Annotated in this window: 16 protein-coding genes; 4 read left to right on the top strand and 12 right to left on the bottom strand. The window is 57.4% G+C overall.

The genetic code is table 11. From position 1 onward, the window contains the following. Window positions 1-99: 99 nt before the first annotated feature. A complete protein-coding gene (locus tag FHS21_RS10320; RefSeq protein WP_183661846.1) occupies window positions 100-2,283 on the bottom strand; it encodes a primosomal protein N' in 2,184 nt (727 codons plus the stop codon). A 120-nt stretch (window positions 2,284-2,403) separates the two neighbouring features. Here FHS21_RS10320 and fsa point away from each other — a divergent pair, with 120 nt between their 5' ends. Then, complete coding sequence (fsa, locus tag FHS21_RS10315) at window positions 2,404-3,057, top strand: fructose-6-phosphate aldolase (RefSeq protein WP_112532174.1); 654 nt, start codon at window positions 2,404-2,406, stop codon at window positions 3,055-3,057. Between the two features lie 55 nt (window positions 3,058-3,112). On the opposite strand, the gene FHS21_RS10310 is transcribed toward fsa, so the two are convergent. The 7 genes from FHS21_RS10310 to leuS form a co-directional block, all read right to left on the bottom strand. Then, window positions 3,113-3,907: an ATP-binding cassette domain-containing protein gene (locus tag FHS21_RS10310; RefSeq protein ID WP_112532173.1), complete on the bottom strand. Its 795-nt coding sequence runs from the start codon at window positions 3,905-3,907 to the stop codon at window positions 3,113-3,115. A gap of 9 nt (window positions 3,908-3,916) precedes the next feature. Beyond that, window positions 3,917-4,696, bottom strand: coding sequence for an ABC transporter permease subunit (locus tag FHS21_RS10305; protein WP_112532172.1), 780 nt, complete (start codon window positions 4,694-4,696; stop codon window positions 3,917-3,919). Next, the gene (gene ssuD / locus FHS21_RS10300; RefSeq protein ID WP_162702106.1) at window positions 4,693-5,856 is read right to left on the bottom strand and encodes an FMNH2-dependent alkanesulfonate monooxygenase; all 1,164 of its coding nucleotides are present in this window, start codon (window positions 5,854-5,856) and stop codon (window positions 4,693-4,695) included. The genes FHS21_RS10305 and ssuD overlap by 4 nt, the downstream gene beginning before the upstream one ends. A 20-nt stretch (window positions 5,857-5,876) precedes the next feature. Next, window positions 5,877-6,833 carry an aliphatic sulfonate ABC transporter substrate-binding protein gene (locus FHS21_RS10295; protein ID WP_112532170.1) on the bottom strand — a complete coding sequence of 319 codons (957 nt, stop codon included), beginning with the start codon at window positions 6,831-6,833 and terminating at the stop codon, window positions 5,877-5,879. 186 nt (window positions 6,834-7,019) lie between these two features. Then, window positions 7,020-8,177, bottom strand: coding sequence for an AAA family ATPase (locus FHS21_RS10290; protein WP_112532169.1), 1,158 nt, complete (start codon window positions 8,175-8,177; stop codon window positions 7,020-7,022). A gap of 29 nt (window positions 8,178-8,206) precedes the next feature. After that, window positions 8,207-8,653, bottom strand: a complete 447-nt coding sequence (gene lptE, locus FHS21_RS10285) for an LPS assembly lipoprotein LptE (RefSeq protein WP_312879859.1) — start codon at window positions 8,651-8,653, stop codon at window positions 8,207-8,209. 118 nt (window positions 8,654-8,771) lie between these two features. Further along, complete coding sequence (gene leuS, locus FHS21_RS10280; protein WP_183661844.1) at window positions 8,772-11,390, bottom strand: leucine--tRNA ligase; 2,619 nt, start codon at window positions 11,388-11,390, stop codon at window positions 8,772-8,774. A gap of 133 nt (window positions 11,391-11,523) precedes the next feature. On the opposite strand from leuS, the gene FHS21_RS10275 reads away from it, so the two are divergent. Further along, on the top strand, window positions 11,524-12,186 hold the full coding sequence (locus tag FHS21_RS10275) for a YggS family pyridoxal phosphate-dependent enzyme (RefSeq protein WP_112532166.1): 663 nt from the start codon (window positions 11,524-11,526) through the stop codon (window positions 12,184-12,186). Window positions 12,187-12,199: 13 nt separating this feature from the next. Here FHS21_RS10275 and FHS21_RS10270 read toward each other — a convergent pair whose 3' ends face one another. Beyond that, window positions 12,200-12,736: a YcbK family protein gene (locus FHS21_RS10270; RefSeq protein WP_112532165.1), complete on the bottom strand. Its 537-nt coding sequence runs from the start codon at window positions 12,734-12,736 to the stop codon at window positions 12,200-12,202. 293 nt (window positions 12,737-13,029) lie between these two features. Between FHS21_RS10270 and acs the strand changes: the two genes are divergently transcribed. Further along, a complete protein-coding gene (gene acs / locus FHS21_RS10265; protein ID WP_183661842.1) occupies window positions 13,030-14,982 on the top strand; it encodes an acetate--CoA ligase in 1,953 nt (650 codons plus the stop codon). 170 nt (window positions 14,983-15,152) lie between these two features. Here acs and FHS21_RS10260 read toward each other — a convergent pair whose 3' ends face one another. From FHS21_RS10260 to FHS21_RS10250, 3 genes are all read right to left on the bottom strand, one after another. Continuing rightward, window positions 15,153-16,418: an SAM-dependent methyltransferase gene (locus FHS21_RS10260; protein WP_112532163.1), complete on the bottom strand. Its 1,266-nt coding sequence runs from the start codon at window positions 16,416-16,418 to the stop codon at window positions 15,153-15,155. A 356-nt stretch (window positions 16,419-16,774) separates the two neighbouring features. Next, window positions 16,775-17,062, bottom strand: a complete 288-nt coding sequence (locus tag FHS21_RS10255) for an addiction module antidote protein (protein WP_112532162.1) — start codon at window positions 17,060-17,062, stop codon at window positions 16,775-16,777. Then, window positions 17,055-17,324, bottom strand: a complete 270-nt coding sequence (locus FHS21_RS10250; protein ID WP_376772091.1) for a type II toxin-antitoxin system RelE/ParE family toxin — start codon at window positions 17,322-17,324, stop codon at window positions 17,055-17,057. The genes FHS21_RS10255 and FHS21_RS10250 overlap by 8 nt, the downstream gene beginning before the upstream one ends. A 228-nt stretch (window positions 17,325-17,552) precedes the next feature. Between FHS21_RS10250 and FHS21_RS10245 the strand changes: the two genes are divergently transcribed. Continuing rightward, window positions 17,553-18,947, top strand: coding sequence for an MATE family efflux transporter (locus FHS21_RS10245; RefSeq protein WP_246410966.1), 1,395 nt, complete (start codon window positions 17,553-17,555; stop codon window positions 18,945-18,947). The last annotated feature ends 40 nt before the right edge of the window (window positions 18,948-18,987 follow it).

The following is an 18,987-nucleotide window of genomic DNA, read 5'->3' as shown; positions in this document are numbered from 1 at the left end:
GGCGAAATGGTGGTTTTCAAGCACCGGAGCGGAGCGTACTTTTCGGTACGTGAGCACCGGAGCACAGAAAAGCGCCATTTCGCCACCCCGTGACGAGTTTTATAAAAAGCTTTGCGGATCAATATCAACCTGCACGCGCACCGATCCCCGTTCTTTTGGTCCTGCCGCCAGCATGGCGCGGATAAAGCCCTGAATATCCGCTTTGCGGGTACCGTGGATCAGGAGCCGGAAGCGGTGACGCCCCCGAACAAGCGCGAGTGGCGCCTCCGCCGGACCCAGCACGCTGATCTGCGGCGAGGCGGGCGCGGCACGCCGCAAAGCCCGGGCATGATTTTCCGCCTCTGGCCGTGTTGCTGCCGAGATAATCAATGCTGCCAGGCGGCCGAATGGCGGAAGCCCGGAGCGTTCTCGCTCCTCTATCTCGCGCTCATAAAAGGCTTGTGCGTCACCGGAAACGATCGCGCGCATGACAGGATGGTCCGGTTGATAGGTCTGCAACAGTCCAAGGCTCTTTTTGCCGGTGCGTCCGGCGCGCCCCGTTACCTGGTTGAGCAACTGAAACGTGCGCTCGGCCGCGCGCGGATCGCCATTGGCAAGCCCGAGATCCGCATCGACAACCCCGACGAGAGTCATGTTTGGAAAATTATGCCCCTTGGCGACGAGTTGCGTGCCGATGATGATATCCGCCTCTCCGCGCGCGATTGCATCGAGTTCAAGCCGCAGACGCTTCACACCCATGAGATCGGATGACAGGACGATAATGCGCGCATCGGGGAATGTCTTCTCCGCTTCCTCGGCGATACGCTCGACACCCGGGCCGCAAGCGACCAGATGGTCAAGCGTGCCGCAGGACGGACAAGCCTCAGGCCTGGCCTCGCGGTGCCCGCATTGATGACAGACGAGCTGACCGCGGAAGCGATGCTCCACAAGCCAGCTTGAACAGTCCGGGCACTGAAACCGATGGCCGCATACCCGGCATAAAGTTAAGGGCGCATAGCCACGGCGATTGAGGAACAGCAGCGATTGCTCCTTGCGTTGCAAGGTCTGGTTGATCGCCTCGACCAGTGCCGGTGAAAGAAAACCACCCGGTCGCGGCGGTGATTTGCGCATGTCGATCGATTTGAGGTCCGGCATCGCCGCTTCCGCATAGCGGCCCGGCAGGCGAATGCGTGTATAACGTCCTTGGCTCGCATTCACCTGGCTTTCGATCGATGGCGTTGCCGATGCCAGGACCACTGGAAAATTGCCGATATGCCCGCGCACCACCGCCATGTCGCGCGCATTGTAAAACACACGATCTTCCTGCTTGTAGGCCGGATCATGCTCTTCATCGACGATGATCAATCCCAGATCCTTGAACGGCAGGAACAATGCCGAGCGCGCGCCCGCGACAACTCTGACCTGGCCCTCCATCACTTGTCGCCAGACCCGCTCGCGCGATCTCGGTGCGAGGTCGGAATGCCACTCCGCAGGTTTCGAACCGAAACGGTCGTGGAACCGATCGAGAAATTGCTGGGTCAGCGCAATCTCCGGTAGCAGGATCAACACCTGTTTGCCTTTTTCGATAGCCTTGGCCACCGCCTCGAAATAGACCTCGGTCTTGCCCGAGCCTGTGACGCCATCGAGCAAGGACACCGAAAAGCCATTCGTCGATACCGCTTCGACCAGTTGATCTGCAGCTTGCGTCTGATCGGGAGACAAGGCTGCTTTCGCATAATCCGGATCGGGAGCAGCTACGATTGGCCGCGCCGGGATCATCACCTGTTCGAACACACCCTGAGCGGCGAGACCATCAATAACAGTTGCTGACACGCCAGCGGCATGAGCAAGTCCGGTTCGGGTCCACGCCATTCCGTCTTCCGCAAGTTCCAATACGCGGGCGCGCGCGCCCGTCATCCTGTCAGGCTCGCGGCCGGAGAACCGCAGACCTGGGACAGGCGGCTCCGGATCGAAAGCCGCAGGCACCCGCAGCACCATCCGCGCCACCATACCAGGCGGCGATATCGTATAATCAGCAGCCCAGCGCATGAACCGCATCATGCCATCATCGACCGGAGGACAGTCGAAGAGTTCTGAAATCGGCCGCAGCTTTCTGGCATCAATCGAGTCTGTCGAGCCTTCCGTCACAATGCCCGCAACCTCGCGCGGCCCCAGTGGCACACGAACGATTGAACCGGCCTGCACCGCCATGCCGTCCGGCACGGCATAGCTATAGGGCCGCTCGGCCGGCATCGGCACAAGCACGGGAACTATTTTTTGCGGGATGAACGAATCCTGGCTCATATGGGCGTGACCTTGACGCGGCTTTGCGATAAAGAAAAGCCACTTTCGATGGGATATAGCCCATCTCCGATAATAGGCCAGGTCACTGGACGCTTTGTCATATCAGGAAGGACTGCTCCGATGAAATTCTTTGCCGATACCGCCGATGTAAAGGAAATCCGTGAACTCAACGATCTTGGATTACTCGATGGCGTGACAACCAACCCTTCGTTGATTCTCAAATCCGGCGGCAGCATCTTCGAGGTCACCAAGGAAATCTGCAGCATCGTCAAGGGACCTGTTTCGGCCGAAGTGACAGCGGTCGAATATGAGCAGATGATGAAAGAGGCGGCGGTGCTTGCCAAGATCGCCGACAATATCTGCATCAAGGTACCGCTTACTCTCGACGGCCTCAGGGCCTGCAAGGCGCTTCGCTCCGATGGACACCTCGTCAATGTCACACTTTGCTTCTCCGCCAATCAGGCGCTGCTGGCCGCGAAAGCCGGCGCAACATTCATCTCGCCTTTCATTGGCCGTATCGACGACATCGGCATCAATGGCCTTGAGCTGATTTCCGAAATTCGCACGATCTACGACAACTACGACTATCCGACGGAAATTCTTGCGGCCTCGATCCGTACCGTCAACCATGTCAAGGAAGCCGCACTCATCGGCGCGGACGTCGTAACCGCACCGCCAGCAACGCTGAAGGCGCTCGTCAAGCATCCGCTGACCGACAAGGGTCTCGAGACTTTCCTCGCTGACTGGGCAAAGACCGGCCAGAAGATCGCCTGATCTGAGTATTACTATCTGAATTCAACACCCGCTGACATCGTCCGCGGGTGTTTTCTTATCGATTATACAACTGATCCAATATCTGCCGTTCAAAAAACGCCAGTTCGGGCGAAGCATGACGGCGTGGGCGTTCTACCGGGATCGCCAGGTCGAGCGCGATGCGTCCGCTATCGATGACGATGACCCGGTCGGCAAGCGAAACGGCCTCGGCTACATCATGCGTCACCAGCACTGCGGTGAATTTCTTCGCCAGCCAGATTCGTTCCAGCAATTGTTGCATCTCGATCCGCGTCAGCGCATCCAATGCGCCCAGCGGTTCGTCGAGTGCCAATATGGATGGGTGCCCGACCAGCGCCCGCGCAAGAGCAACGCGCTGCCGCTGCCCGCCTGAAAGGACGGACGGCCAGTCGCCGCCACGATCGGCCAAACCGACTTCGGCCAGAATTTCCAGGCTTTTCTTGCGCGCAGCCTCGCCCTTTTCGATACCCGTCAGCCCTACACCGACATTGGCGGCGACCCGCGCCCAAGGCAAGAGTCGCGGCTCCTGAAACATGATGCGGGTACGTTTCTGCTCATCCTCCAGGACGCCTGCAACGATCTCGCCCGATGTCGGCTTGTCGAGCCCGGCGAGCAATCGCAACAAGGTGCTCTTGCCGCAGCCGCTCTTGCCGATAACCGCAACGAATTGTCCCTCGTAGACATCAAGGTTGATGCCTTGCAGCACAGCCTTGCCGCCAAACTGCTTGGCAACATTACGAAACGAGAACGAGACCTTGCCTTGCGGTGCCGGCGTATAGGCTGGCGTCGTCGTGGAGTAGGATTTGCGGGCTGTTACGGTCGCTGCGGTCATCTTGGTTCCTCAAACAGTCTGGAAGGCAGGGTGCCATTGCAGTGATATCCGCTCGAGAAACCGCGCCAGCGAATCCGCCAGCTTGCCAAGGAGCGCATAGATCAAAATCGATAGAACAACGACGTCGATCAGCAGAAATTCGCGCGCCTGCATCGCCATGTAACCAAGACCCGAGGACGCGGAAATCGTTTCGGCGACGATCAATGTCAGCCACATGATACCCAGCGCATAGCGCAACCCGACAAAGATCGAGGGCAGCGCCCCCGGCAGGATCACACGCACGAACAGCTGTGTGCGTGACATGCCATAGATGCGGCCCATCTCGACCAGCTGCGGATCGACACCCTGAATGCCAAGCAGTGTATTGACGTAGATTGGAAAGAACACGCCGAGCGCAACGAGAAACAGTTTCGCTTCCTCGTCTATCCCGAACCACAGGATTACCAGCGGGATCAGCGCCAGATGTGGAATGTTACGGATCATCTGCAGCGTTGTGTCGGTCAGTTCGCGGCTGAGCGCCGATAGTCCATTGGCAAGGCCAAGCGCGAAACCGATGCTACCGCCGACAAGAAAGCCGCTGAGGGCGCGTAATGTCGAAATGCGGATATTCTCGATGAGTTCACCCGACAGAAGCAATTTCCAGAACGCCTCTCCGACAGCGGACGGTGCTGGCAAGACGTTGGCCGGTATAAGCCCCGCTCGCGACGCGCCTTCCCATCCGGCCAGCAGCAAGGCTGGCAAAAGCCAGCCCAGCGCACTGCGCCCGATAGAACGGAGCGCCCGGCTCACGAAGAGGCCTGCAAGCGTTTGTCGCCATAAAAGCCAACGCCAAACTCGTTCTCGATTGACCGGCGCGGGGCACGCGCATTTCCGCCAAGACCAAGTTCCGGAAACAGAAGTTCCGCAACACGGTAGGCTTCTTCCAGATGTGGATAGCCCGAACCGATCACGGTATCGATGCCAACCGCCTGATATTCGCGAATCCGCGTTGCGATGCTTTGCGGCGATCCGACAAGTGCGGTGCCTGCACCGCCACGTACGAGGCCAACGCCCGCCCAAAGGTTGGGACCGACAACAAGCTTGTCGCGGCGCCCGCCATGCAGTTCCGCCATCCGGCGCTGTCCGACAGAATCCATTTCCTTGAGGAAACGCGCCTGTGCGACTTCGATCTGTTCATCAGTGATCCTGCTGATCAGCCGGTCGGCCGCCGCCCAGGCTTCATCTTCAGTTTCGCGAACGATGAAATGCAGGCGAATGCCAAAGCGCAGCTTACGGCCTTTTTGAGCCGCCTTTGCGCGGGCACGCTCGATCTTTTCGGCTACCTGCGCCACCGGCTCGCCCCACGTCAGGTACATGTCGACCTGTTCCGCCGCAAGGTCTTGTCCCGCATCGGATGAACCACCGAAATAGAGCGGCGCGCGTTCCTGTACCGGCAGGAGGTCAAGCCTGCCCCCTTCTACCCGATAATGTTTGCCGTCAAAGTCGACCGTTTTGCCGGAGACAAGATCGCGCCAGATCTTCAGGAATTCCGCAGCCTGTTCATAGCGCTGGTCATGAGGCAGGAAGACGCCGTCGCCTGCAAGTTCCTTGGGATTGCCGCCAACGACCACGTTCAGCAGCAGGCGCCCGTTGCTCAGGCGGTCAAGTGCTGCCGTCTGCCGCGCAGCGAAAACCGGCGACGTCACACCCGGGCGCAGTGCCACCAAAAACTTCAACCGCTCCGTATGTGCGGCGAGCCCCGCTGCGGTGATCCAGGAATCTTCGCAGCTTTGTCCCGTTGGAAGTAACACACCCGGGAAACCCAGCCGATCCACCGCCTGCGCGATCTCGCGGAGGTAATCATGCTCCGGCGGCCGCTGCTGTCGTTCCGAACCAAGATAGCTGCCATCGCCGTGCGTCGGGATGAACCAGAAGAAATCAAGCGGGGTGTTGTTTACTGGCTGCGTCATATCGCGTCTCCGATCCATAGTCAGTTGGTTGGGGCCGCCCAAACGGCATCGGAAATCTTGATGGCATTGGGAATGAGCTTCAGCTTGAAAAAGCGATCTGCCGTTTCCTGCTGATGCGCGATTATTGCCGGTGTAATCGGTTCGACGCTGAAAACGGAACGGTTCGCCGCGAGGGTCTGCGCGTCGAGAGGCACGCCGGTCACTTCATGCAACGCTTCGGCCACCTTGTCCTTGTTGGCGTTGGCCCAATCCGCAGCGACCTTCAGCGCACCGATTGTCTCCGTCACGACTTCCGGATGTGCCTTGGCAAAATCGCGATTGGCAATGAGGTAGGTGTTGACGTTGAGAACGTCACTGGTGCGGACGAGAATGCGCGGATTGTATCGCGTCTCGGCAATAGCGAAGAATGGATCCCAGATTGCCCAGGCATCGATTTTATCGCTGGCGAAGGCAGCAGCGGCATCGGCCGGGCTCAGGTAAACCGGTGTAATTTCATCGTAGCCCAACTTGGCTTTTTCCAATGCCGCAATAAGAAGATTGTGCGCGCTTGTCCCTTTACCAACACCTACTTTCTTGCCCTTGAGGTCGGCAAGCGACTGGATGGACGAGCCGGGCTTGACGATGATGGCCTCGCCCTTGCCATTGGGCGCAAGAGCTGCGGCATAGGCAATCGCGGAACCCGCGGATTGTCCGAAAATCGGCGGCGCATCACCGACCCAGCCAACATCTATGCTGCCGACATTCAGCGCTTCAACGAGTGGCGGACCTGCGGTGAACTCGACCCATTTAACCGCAATACCCTTCGGTTCAAGTGCTTTTTCGATCACCTGCTGCTGGCGGGCGATCACAGGCAGACCTGTTTTCTGATACCCGATTTTCAGCTCTTTTAGAGGCTCAGCGGCCTGTGCGAATGTGGTGGCAAATACAGCCGCAGCCAAAAGGGCCGCGCCAAATGCTCTGCGTGTCAATCTGGACATTGATCCCTCTGCGGATGCGGGCTTTGTTGACGAAGCCTTCCCGCCCGACCGGGAATTGGTCCAATGCTAGTTAACTCGACCAATCTAATAGAGAAAAGAAATTCTGTAGAATCTGGTGCAAAAGGATTAGTTTTCCCTCAGCTCGAATAGTGAGGAGCCAGAGATTGCATCCGATGCGACGCCTCACTACTCGTCATCACCGAAACGGCCGTCTAGTCTCAATCCCTCGATGGAGGTTGCGCCGTCCTGGCGGACTACGGTCATGGCACGCACGCCGGTCCGGGCGGTAATCTCATCCGCCAGCGCACGCGAATGCGTGACGATCCACAACTGCGTGCGCTCCGCAGCCTGGCTGATCATGTCGGCAAGAGCCGGCAGCATCGACGGATGCAGGCTGGTCTCCGGCTCATTCAGCGCAATCAGCCGCGGCAGCCGATAAGAAAGAAGCGCACCCGCGAGCGCAAGAAACCTTATCTGGCCATCCGACAGTTCTTCCGGACGGAACAGGCGCTGTGGAAATTCGGGAAGGCGCAGACCGAAAGTTGCAGTCTCTCCCGGAACCGGCACATCGAGGGTGGCACCCCCTAGTGCTTCGGCGATGCAGCGATCGAGATCAACTGTGTCCTCGCGAATATGCACCAGCGTCGCAAAGACAGCAGCAAGATTGCCCCCGTCTTCGTCCAGCATCGGTGCAGTGATTGCCAATGTCGGCCGTCGAACAGGCGAATCGCGGTCGGTGCGAAAGCCGTGATAAAAACGCCAACCAAACAGCGTGGCACGCAGATCGCCGATCTCGGGGTACCGCCCCGAACTACCGAGAATCGCCAACCCTGTTTCGGAATCGAGAAGCTTGACTGGATGCTCGACGCGCCTGCCGGAATCATCCCTTGCAAACACCGCCGGTCCCTTGCGGCCCATCATCTCGACAGGTCTGCGGCCACTGTCGATGCTCAGCGTTTCTTCTTTAATCTGCGGTTCGAAGGCAAAACCCGCGGCGGCCGGCGGTCTCAGCCCGACCTCCACCTGGTAACTTGGCGCCAGTCCGGTTTCGACAGAATAACCGGATCGGATTGCGCTGTCATGGTCATCAAATTCGGCATTGAAAACCATGCGTACCGGACCGGATCGGCGCTTGCCGGTCCACAGGGCCGACTGCATGCCACCTTCGCGCGCAATCTCGTAAGAAAGCGTCCCTTCAGCCGAAGCCTTGACCAGTTGCATTGCCCGATAGAGATTGGATTTGCCGACGCCGTTCTCGCCGACAAACAGTGAGAGCGGACCGATATCGAGCCGTATCGAACGCAACGATCGGTAACCGGTAGCTGAAAGCGAGGTCAGACGCATCGACTGCAGCCCCGTCCAAATTCACGAACTCAGAGCTTTGAGAGATCCTGCGCGATGCTGAGATTGATTGCTTCGGCAACCTCTCGTGCAGCGCGAATGTTCGCGTCGCGCTGGGCTCGAAGCACGGCATAGCGCTGTCTAGGCGCATCATAATCCGCGGTGACTATGCGTGTTCCGTTCCCGACAACCTTTCCGTCGGACAGGCGCGTCAAGGTGTAGTTGCCCGTCATGCGCATTGAACCAGCTGTTGGCTGGCCGGATTTGTCATTGGTGGCGTTCTGCACGAGTAGCAAAGACAGATCCCTCGACGAGATGCCAAGCTGAAGCGAGTAGACCGGGCTGGTGGGTTCTCCCGCTCCACCCCCGAACAGGAAAATCAGATTGTTGCGCACTTCTTGGGTCACGCGGTCGCCGGGCTGGTTGATCGAGATGCTGGCAAGCTTCGAGCGTATATTGTCGTTAACGCTTCCAGTCACCGTAGGGCTCGGAGTCGAATACAGCGGCCTCACTTGGCATCCTCCGGCAATGAGGGCCATTCCAAGAACGCAGACCGATAACAACAGACGCCCGGCACGCGATCCCGGTTGAAAACGATCAGGCAACGACATTGATGATCCTCTGCGGTACAATAATGACTTTCTTTGGCGGATTACCATTCAACGCGGCCCTGACGAAATCAAGCGCGAGGGCGGCTTTTTCGACCGCCAATTGATCTGCATCTCGGGCAATTGTCAAATCACCACGCTTCTTGCCGTTGATCTGCACCGGCAATGTCACATCGTTCTCGACGATGAGCGCCTCATCATAGGTTGGCCATGGCTGATGTGCTATAAGATCCTTGCCATTCAGCACTTTCCAGCACTCTTCAGCCAGATGCGGCATCATCGGTCCGACCATCGCCAACAGCATATTGGTCGCTTCGCGGCTCGCGGCGATCATCGCCATGTCAGCTTCCCCGGCGGCGATTTTCTGCAGAGGTCCTGAAAGCACATTCACCAGTTCGTACAGCCGGGCGACCGCTTTGTTGAAAGCGAGCTTTTCGATATCCTCGCCGACCAGCTTGACTGTCCGGTGTGCAGCCTTGGAAATTTGCAGTGCTTCACCTTCGAGAGCGGATGCAGGCTCGACGGCCTGCAATACTCCCGCTACCTCCGAGATTAATCGCCACACGCGCTGCACGAAGCGGTGCGCACCTTCCGCGCCCGCCTCCGTCCAGATTACATCGCGCTCAGGCGGCGAATCCGACAGCATGAACCAGCGCGCGGTATCGGCACCATACGAAGCGATAATATCGTCCGGATCGACCACGTTCTTTTTGGACTTCGACATCTTCTCGATAGAGCCGATCTCGATCTCTTCTCCGGTCTCGATCAGGATCGCGCGGCGCTTGCCGTCACTCTCTTCGACCTTGACCTCCGCTGGCATAACCCAGCCATCCTTGCCCTTGTAGGTCTCGTGCACGACCATGCCTTGCGTGAACAGGCCCTTGAACGGCTCGCTGATGTCCAGATGGCCCGCGACCTTCATTGCCCGCGTGAAAAACCGCGAGTACAGCAAATGCAGGATCGCATGCTCGATGCCACCGATATATTGATCGACCGGCAGCCAGTGATTGGCGATCTTCGGATCTGTGGGTTCGTTCTCCCAAGGCGCCGTGAATCGCGCAAAGTACCAGGACGAATCGACGAAAGTGTCCATCGTGTCGGTTTCACGGCGCGCAGCCTTGCCGCACTGCGGACAGTTCACATGTCGCCAGGTCGGATGACGGTCAAGTGGATTGCCCGGACGGTCGAACTCGACATCGTCCGGCAGCTTGACTGGCAGATCGGCCTTCGGCACAGGAACGACACCGCAATCGTCACAATGGATCATCGGGATCGGACAACCCCAGTAGCGTTGGCGCGAAATGCCCCAGTCGCGCAGACGGAAGTTGACCTTCCGCTCACCTTGCGGCTGGTTGCCAATCGTCTGCTTTTCCAGCCGGTTCGCCACATCATCGAAGGCCGCAGCAGGCGTCAGTCCGTCAAGGAATTGCGAATTGATCATCACCCCGTCATCGACATAGGCCGTTTCAGTGATCTGGAACGTTGCCGCATCCGCGTCCTTCGGCATGACCACAGGGACTACGGGCAAGCCATATTTGTTGGCAAAGTCCAAATCGCGCTGATCGCCGGATGGGCAGCCGAAGATCGCGCCCGTGCCGTAGTCCATTAGCACGAAATTTGCGACATAAACCGGCAGCTTCCAGTTCGGATCGAACGGATGCGCCACGCGCAGGCCGGTGTCAAAGCCCTTCTTCTCCGCCGTCTCCAGCGCAACAACGGACGTGCCCGCACGGCGGCATTCGTCGTTGAACTCCGCCAGGGCCGGATTGGTTTCCGCGGCCTTCTTCGCCAACGGATGGTCTGCCGCGATCGCTATAAACGACGCACCGAACAGCGTATCGGGACGTGTCGTATAAACCTCGATCTCGCTTTCTCCTCCGGCGTGAGACTTATCATCCAGCGCCCAGCGGATCAGCATGCCTTCGGACTTGCCGATCCAGTTGCGCTGCATCAGCCGCACCTTGTCAGGCCATTGGTCGAGATCGTCCAGCGCGCTCAGCAATTCCTCATTGAAATCGGTGATCTTGAAGAACCATTGCGTTAGCTCACGCTGTTCGACCAGCGCGCCGGAGCGCCAGCCGCGGCCATCGATCACCTGTTCATTGGCAAGAACCGTCATGTCCTCCGGATCCCAGTTGACCTTGGAGGATTTGCGCGTCACCAGCCCCTTTTCGACGAAGTCGAGGAACAGCATCTGCTGGCGATGATAATATTCGACATCGCAGGTTGCGAACTCGCGCGACCAGTCGAGGGACAGCCCCATGGACTTCAGCTGGCTGCGCATGGTTTCGATGTTTTGATAAGTCCAGGTCTTCGGGTGAACCTTGTTCTGCATCGCAGCGTTTTCCGCCGGCATGCCGAATGCATCCCAGCCCATCGGGTGCAGTACATTAAATCCCTTGGCGCGCTTGTAGCGTGCAACGACATCGCCCATCGCATAATTGCGCACATGTCCCATATGGATGCGGCCCGAAGGGTAGGGGAACATCTCGAGCACGTAGTACGGGTCACGCGGATCGTCATTCGGCGTTTCGAAAAGTTTGGCGTCGTCCCAAACCTTCTGCCAATGCTTTTCGGCTACACGGGGATTGTATCGTTCGGTTGCCATGAACGGGATTCTCTTGCAAAGGATAATAGTTGCGGGGACCTTCACCATGGAATGGCGGGACCGTCAACCATTTGAAGCTGAAGGAACCCGCGAAAACCGGGCTCGTGTATCATAAATAGGACTCAACCGCGCCATGCCCAATGCCGTTGAACAACTTTTTGCCGTTCAGAGCGAAATCCGCAAGGCCGAGGTCGAGGCCAACCGCTCAGAGGGCTCGGTAACATTGGTAGCGGTTTCCAAGACTTTTGATGCCGACGCGATTCGCCCGGTTATCGAAGCCGGGCAGCGCGTTTTCGGTGAAAATCGCGTACAGGAAGCTTTGGCGAAGTGGCCGTACCTGCGTACCGATTTTCCGGATATCGAATTGCACCTGATCGGCCCGCTACAGTCCAACAAAACGCAGGAAGCTGTCGCTCTTTTTGATGTGATCGAAACTGTCGATCGCGAGAAGATTGCCTCAACTCTCGCCTTGGAGATGAAGAAGCAAAACCGCTTTCCGAAGCTCTTCGTTCAAGTCAATACCGGCTCGGAACCCCAAAAAGCGGGCATCGAACCTACGGAAGCATTGGCCTTCATAACCCGTTGCCGCAACGTGCATGGCCTCATGATCGAGGGCCTTATGTGCATCCCGCCAGCCGATGAAAATCCTGGGCCACATTTTGCCCTTTTGCGCAAAATTGCTGACGAAGCCGGCGTGGAGAAGCTTTCCATGGGCATGTCGGGCGATTACCGGATCGCCATAGGTTTCGGCGCAACGTCGGTGCGCGTCGGCTCGGCGATTTTCGGCGCTCGTTAGGTCGTAAATTGGCCTACCAGCTACGGCGCGGCCCGGTGTCGATGTGATAGTAACCCGCCGGGTAGCGCTTCAACCCACCCACGTCTTTCGTGGAAGAAAGAAAATTGACCAATCCGGACGCGCCGCCATGCACGCGGAAGTCCACCGCCTGACAGTTAAGGTGATAGGACTGATCACGTCCGCCAACACTACGATTGCGTGATCGCGAACGAACGGTGGAGTTGACAGTAATCGGACCATATTTGGCCGATACGCGGTTGAGCACATTCCTTAAACGTTCCGGGACACACTTCGACGGGGCCTTGTAATCGATATAGGCCTTGCCGCGAGGCATGGCGGCGAGCACCAGAGGGCTAATCTTGTCGAAGACGGAATCTTTCAACAGATGCGCGTGCTCATCACCGAACAGATGAGCGCCAATCCGCTCCTGGGGATTCGACGGCTCAGGAAACGTTCCGGCATCCGCGGGGATTGCCAGTACGAGCACGGTCAGAAAAAGCATCGTGAATTTCGCGCGGAACACAACACTGCGCAAGGGTTGAATTATCATTCTTGGATCCTTGGTGTGGCGCAGGCTTTTATGATTGTGCGGCGCGCCTCATTTGTCCTCCCAAGTCAAGGCAGCGACCGATCAAGCCGAAATGTGTTCAAAATGGACCGCGTTCCATGACAAAATGTAACGGTATATTACAACGCCCGGTTGTAGGTGACGGCGCAACACCTCCACGATCAGCCATTTGAGATATTTACGCCATGATTTGCATGATGCTATGGAAAGCACTTCGCCCCTCGATCAAGGGGCCGCGGGTGGAGGCCCGTCATCTCAGGTTCTGGAGGAAATTGATGTCCGAGAAGGTTTATCCCGTGCTGGCAAGCGCGAAGAAAAGCGCGCTCATCGACGATGATACCTATCAGAACTGGTACAAGCAGAGCATCAAGGATCCGGAGAAGTTCTGGGCCAAGCACGGAAAGCGCATTGATTGGTTCAAACCTTTTACCAAGGTGAAAAACACGTCGTTCCAGGGAAAGGTCGCGATCAAATGGTTCGAGGATGGCGTCACCAACGTCTCCTACAACTGCATCGATCGCCATCTGAAAAAGCGCGGCGATCAGGTTGCTATCATCTGGGAAGGCGACAATCCCTATCTCGACAAGAAGATCACCTATAACGAGCTCTATGAGCAGGTATGCCGTCTCGCCAACGTGTTGAAGAAGCACGGGGTCAAGAAAGGCGACCGCGTCACCATCTATATGCCGATGATCCCGGAAGCCTCCTACGCGATGCTGGCGTGCACACGCATCGGCGCCGTTCATTCCGTGGTTTTCGGCGGCTTCTCTCCCGACGCGCTTGCGGGCCGCATCGTCGACTGCGAATCCACCTTCGTTATCACCGCGGATGAAGGTATGCGGGGCGGCAAGCCTATCCCGCTCAAGGATAATACCGACAAGGCGATTGATATCGCCGCCAGGCATCACGTCAGGGTAAAGAACGTGCTGGTTGTACGCCGCACCGGTGCTAAGACAGGCTGGGCGCCGGGCCGGGATCTCTGGTACCACGAGGAAACGCAGAGCGTTAAGCCGGAATGCAAGCCGGAGAGGATGAAGGCGGAAGATCCGCTGTTCATCCTCTACACATCAGGCTCGACGGGGAAACCAAAGGGTGTTCTCCACACCACCGGCGGTTATCTGGTCTATGCGGCGATGACGCATCAATACGTCTTCGATTACCATGATGGCGATATCTATTGGTGCACCGCCGATGTCGGCTGGGTCACTGGCCACTCCTATATTGTTTATGGGCCGCTCGCCAATGGCGCGACCACGCTGATGTTCGAGGGCGTTCCCAACTACCCGTCGGTTTCGCGCTTCTGGGAAGTCATCGACAAGCACAAAGTCAACATCTTCTACACCGCCCCTACCGCCATTCGCGCGCTGATGAGCGCCGGTAATGACCCTGTCGCGAAGACCTCGCGCAAGTCGCTGCGCATCCTTGGCTCGGTCGGCGAGCCGATCAATCCGGAAGCCTGGGAATGGTATTATCAGGTCGTCGGCGAAAAACGCTCGCCCATCGTCGATACATGGTGGCAGACCGAAACCGGCGGCATACTGATTACGCCGCTACCCGGCGCAACCGCGCTGAAGCCGGGTTCGGCAACGCGGCCTTTCTTCGGGGTGCAGCCACAGCTGGTCGACAATGAAGGCAATGTGCTTGAAGGAGCCGCTGACGGCAATCTGTGCATCACCGATTCATGGCCCGGCCAGATGCGTACGGTCTATGGCGATCACAAGCGTTTCATCGAGACCTATTTTTCCACCTACAAAGGCAAGTACTTTACCGGCGATGGCTGCCGCCGTGACAAGGACGGCTATTACTGGATCACCGGACGCGTCGATGACGTGCTCAATGTTTCGGGTCATCGCATGGGCACGGCAGAAGTGGAATCCGCGCTTGTCTCGCACGATACGGTCTCGGAAGCCGCCGTCGTTGGTTACCCGCACGACCTGAAGGGCCAAGGCATTTATTGCTATGTCACGCTGATGGCCGGCCTTGAGGGCACTGATGCGCTGCGCAAGGATCTCGTTGCACATGTGCGCAAGGAAATCGGACCGATTGCTTCGCCCGACAAGATACAGTTCGCGCCGGGTCTGCCCAAGACCCGCTCGGGCAAGATCATGCGCCGCATCCTGCGCAAGATTGCCGAGGACGACTTCGGCGCGCTCGGCGATACATCGACGCTTGCCGATCCAGCTGTCGTCGACGATCTGATCGCCAACAGGCAAAATAAGAAGGGTTGAGGGCGGCACGTCCACTGTGCGTGGTTCGACGGGGCTCACCATGAGGGAGATGGGTGGGTTGCAGGGAGTCAAGTTCTGCAACGTTGGTGATTATCCTTGCAATCAACCAATCTCCCTCATGGTAAGCCCCGTCGAACCACGCACACAAGATAATGCAAGCTGACTAGAATTTACCTGTACAAATCAGCCCGCGTCTGCGGCACGGCAGATAAACCCCGTTTGCGCTTGGATGCCAGCGTCTGGTTGATCTGCACGGTGCCGCGCTCGAACGCCAGCGCGCAACCGGTCAGATAGAGTAGCCAAAGCCGTGCCTTGGGCGCGCCGACTTCGGCGATCGCTTCGTCAAATCGGGCGTGCAGCCGGTCCGCCCACATCCGGCAGGTCTTGCCGTAATGCTCGCGAAGATTCTCGACATCATGCACTTCGAAGCCGTGGCCCTCGAGATTTTCCACCGTCATGCCGAGGTGATCAAGCTCACCACCGGGGAAAATATACTTCACCAACGCCAGGTGCTCGGCGCTTTTTCGCCCGAAGGTCTTCTTGTTGCGTTTCATGCGCCGCGTGATCGCATGATGCAGATAAAGCCCGCCCGGCCGCAGCAGGCGGCGCACGCTGGAATAATAGGTATCGTAGTGCGCTATGCCTACCGCTTCGAACATGCCGATTGACGAGATCTTGTCGAACTGACCCTCGAGGTGTTCGTAGGATTTGACGTGGATGGTTATCTTGTCTTCGAGGCCCTCAGCCTTGATCCGCTCTCGCGCCAGTGCAGTCTGCGCCTCGGACAGTGAAACACCCGTCCCGGTCACGCCATAATGCTTCGCCGCATAGATCAACATCGCGCCCCAGCCGCAGCCGATGTCCAAAAGCCGGTCGCCGGGTTGCAACCGCAGCTTGCGGCAGATTAGCTCCAGTTTATCCGCCTGCGCCTGATCGATCGTATTGGCCCAATCAGTGAAATAGGCGCAGGTGTAGACCATGCGATCGTCGAGAAAGAGCTGATAGAAAGCGTTCGACACATCGTAGTGATGGGTGATGGCTTCCTTGTTGGAGCCGCTGACGTAGGGGTCCTTGCCGCCCAACCCGGAATTGCTGGCCTTGCCGCGGCCAAGCAGCAGCGAAGGAACATCTTTCAGCAATTGCCATTTCGGCAGGCTCTTTAGCTTCTGCTTGAATTTGCCCTTGGGGCCACGCTCGACGAGGTCGAACAGCGTACCATTCTTCACATCGATTTGTCCGGAAACCCATAATTCGACGATCGAGCCAATGTTCGGCTTCAGGGCAAGCTGGCGCACAACCATGGGATCGTTGATCGCAAGAATTGGGCCATCGGCTTCGCCAATTCTGGTGCCATCCCATAATTCGACGGCAAATTGCGGCTCTAGTACATCGATTACCGTGCGGATAATCCGCGCCGCTCTATCTTCAGCTGCCATCCTGCACCCCTAAAAACACCGCGCTGCCGCTGATTGGGCAGCGGGTGCTTCGCGAAAAAACATTTTCTTGGCTTATGGCCGCAAACCGCTATTTGCAAGCCATCAGAAAGTCTCGACAAATTTTTCACTTGAAACGCGGGCAAAGACACCCCATTCTTGTTTTGTGTTCAACGAATGTAAAGGAGGTGATCCGATGTCTCGTGATTTCGAAAACTGCCACAAGGCGTCTGATGCTTTCCATCGGGGATCGTCTCTCCGTTGAATAAGCGCCCTGGCTTAGTCCAGGGAAGAAGGCCAAACGACAGCTTTGTGCCAGACGGAATTGCGGGGCCACCCTTCGGGGTGGCCCTTTCCGTTTATGCCGCGCGCTTGCCGGTAATCTGAAATCCGATCGCCTTCATGACGGCCATTGTCGTTTCGAGAGTGGGATTCCCGTTTTCGCTTAGCGAACGATAGAGCTGCTCTCGAGCCAGACCCGTTTTTCGAGCGATCTTGGTCATACCCTTCGCTCTTGCCACTACACCCAATGCCCTCGCAATATATGCTGCATCCCCGGTTTCGAAGGCATCGGAGAGAAATATTTCTATCGCCTCGTCGGATTTCAGCGCGTCGGCAGGATCGTAGTCATATAATTTCTCAGTCATCGTGTTCCATCCAATCCTTAGCCAGTTGCTTGGCGTGGCGAATATCCCGATTCTGCGTGTTCTTGTTTCCACCACAGAGCAAAATCACAATCTCTTGCCCGCGCTGCTTGAAATAGATGCGATACCCGGGTCCGTAATGAATACGCAGCTCGCTAAACCATCCCCTACTGACACTACATCGCCGGGCAAACCATTCTCCAGACGAAAAAGACGGGCCGCGATAGCGGCTCTCGCTCTTTGGTCCTTCAGATTTCGTTCCCATCTTCGGTAAGTAGCTGTTTGAGTGAGTTTTATCATAAAAACGTATTTTATAAATCACATTTCGTCAATTGAATTCCGAATGGTATATGACGGTCAAAACATGTGACACCAACGCCAGATTGCATAGGGCAGCTCTTTGCTCTTCGCCAAATTGATGATACCAAGATTTGCCTGAAAACGGTGCATTCTGCCTAATCCCAAGGCAAGATCCCTCTGAAAGTTTTGAACAATGTCGGCTGCTATAGTCCAAAACGCGTCAAAGCGTGCATGGCGTGATGAAATCGTTGCGATGCTCTCGCTGAGCTGGCCGATGATTCTCACCAATCTTGCGCAGACGGCGATGACAGCGACCGATGTCATGATGATGGGCTGGGTCGGAGCAAGTACGCTGGCGGCCGGTGCGCTGGGCACCAATCTCTATTATGTTCCGATGATTTTCGGCCTCGGCTTGATGACGGCAACCTCGCCGATGATGGCGCGCGAACTCGGACGCAACAAATTCACCGTCCGCGAAATACGCCGCACGGTACGTCAGGGGCTGTGGATCGCAGTCACCATTTCGATTCCGATTTGGCTTATATTGTGGAACACCAAAACGATCCTCATCGCCATGGGGCAGGATCCCGCGCTCGCTGCCGAGGCTGGCAATTATGTGCGTGCGCTGCAATGGGCGGTGCTGCCCTTCTATTGCTATATCGTGGTGCGTTCTTTCATCGCTGCTCTGGAACGCCCCGGCTGGGCGCTTGTCATCGCTCTTTTTGCCGTCGCCTTCAATGCGTTGGCGAACTGGTTGTTGATCTTCGGTCATTTTGGCTTTCCGAGGCTCGGCATTGTTGGGTCTGGCATCGCAACGTCGCTATCTTCAGCCTTGATGTTTGCCGGCTTCGTCATCGTCATTTCTTTCGACAAGCAGTTCCGGCGCTACCGCCTGTTCGGACGTTTCTGGCGTGCGGACTGGCCACGCTATCGCGAACTATTGCGCCTTGGCCTGCCAATTGCTGCGATCCTCAGCTTCGAAGTAACGATCTTCAATGCTGCTGCCTTCCTGATGGGACTGATAGGGGCTGATTCGCTCGCCGCGCATGCCATCGCCATCCAGATCGCCTCGATCGCCTTCATGGTGCCGATGGGTTTTGGTCAGGCGGCAACGGTGCGCGTTGGGCGGGCCTACGGCGCGCAGGATCCTGAAGGCATCAAGCGCGCCGGCTGGGTCGCGTTCACGGCTGGCACCGGCTTCATGGTCCTCACCGCAATGCTGATGCTATTGGCACCCCACGCTCTCATAAGTGCTTTCATCGACGTCAACGACCCTGCCAACGCCAAGGTGATTTCGCTCGCTGTTACATTTCTGGCCTTCGCCGCCTTGTTCCAGATATTCGATGGTGGTCAGGCCGTCGCGAGCGGCATGCTGCGCGGCTTGCACGATACCACCATACCGATGATCTATGCAGCTATCGCCTATTGGGGTGTCGGTCTGCCACTGTCTGTCGGCCTCGGCTTCTGGCTCGGCTTGGAAGGAGCAGGCATCTGGCTTGGGTTGCTGTGCGGTCTCGCAACGGCCGCTCTTCTGCTGATCAGCCGCTGGCTACGGCGCGAAAAACTTGGAATCGAGATTATCCGCTAGAGCAATTCCAGGAAAAGTGGGAACCGGTTTTCCGTCCGGA

Origin of the sequence: Phyllobacterium trifolii, from assembly GCF_014192095.1 — a bacterium.
GTDB lineage: Bacteria > Pseudomonadota > Alphaproteobacteria > Rhizobiales > Rhizobiaceae > Phyllobacterium > Phyllobacterium trifolii.
Note: the sequence above shows the minus strand (reverse complement) of the source record. Positions and strands in the feature narration are given on the sequence as shown.

Bases quoted from the DNA above. Each gene is read 5' to 3' on its own strand.
- FHS21_RS10320 (WP_183661846.1), bottom strand. From the start codon at position 2,283: ATGAGCCAGGATTCGTTCATCCCGCAAAAAATAGTTCCCGTGCTTGTG.
- fsa (WP_112532174.1), top strand. From the start codon at position 2,404: ATGAAATTCTTTGCCGATACCGCCGATGTAAAGGAAATCCGTGAACTC.
- FHS21_RS10310 (WP_112532173.1), bottom strand. From the start codon at position 3,907: ATGACCGCAGCGACCGTAACAGCCCGCAAATCCTACTCCACGACGACG.
- ssuD (WP_162702106.1), bottom strand. From the start codon at position 5,856: ATGACGCAGCCAGTAAACAACACCCCGCTTGATTTCTTCTGGTTCATC.
- FHS21_RS10295 (WP_112532170.1), bottom strand. From the start codon at position 6,833: ATGTCCAGATTGACACGCAGAGCATTTGGCGCGGCCCTTTTGGCTGCG.
- FHS21_RS10290 (WP_112532169.1), bottom strand. From the start codon at position 8,177: ATGCGTCTGACCTCGCTTTCAGCTACCGGTTACCGATCGTTGCGTTCG.
- leuS (WP_183661844.1), bottom strand. From the start codon at position 11,390: ATGGCAACCGAACGATACAATCCCCGTGTAGCCGAAAAGCATTGGCAG.
- FHS21_RS10275 (WP_112532166.1), top strand. From the start codon at position 11,524: ATGCCCAATGCCGTTGAACAACTTTTTGCCGTTCAGAGCGAAATCCGC.
- FHS21_RS10270 (WP_112532165.1), bottom strand. From the start codon at position 12,736: ATGATAATTCAACCCTTGCGCAGTGTTGTGTTCCGCGCGAAATTCACG.
- acs (WP_183661842.1), top strand. From the start codon at position 13,030: ATGTCCGAGAAGGTTTATCCCGTGCTGGCAAGCGCGAAGAAAAGCGCG.
- FHS21_RS10260 (WP_112532163.1), bottom strand. From the start codon at position 16,418: ATGGCAGCTGAAGATAGAGCGGCGCGGATTATCCGCACGGTAATCGAT.
- FHS21_RS10255 (WP_112532162.1), bottom strand. From the start codon at position 17,062: ATGACTGAGAAATTATATGACTACGATCCTGCCGACGCGCTGAAATCC.
- FHS21_RS10250 (WP_376772091.1), bottom strand. From the start codon at position 17,324: ATGGGAACGAAATCTGAAGGACCAAAGAGCGAGAGCCGCTATCGCGGC.
- FHS21_RS10245 (WP_246410966.1), top strand. From the start codon at position 17,553: ATGTCGGCTGCTATAGTCCAAAACGCGTCAAAGCGTGCATGGCGTGAT.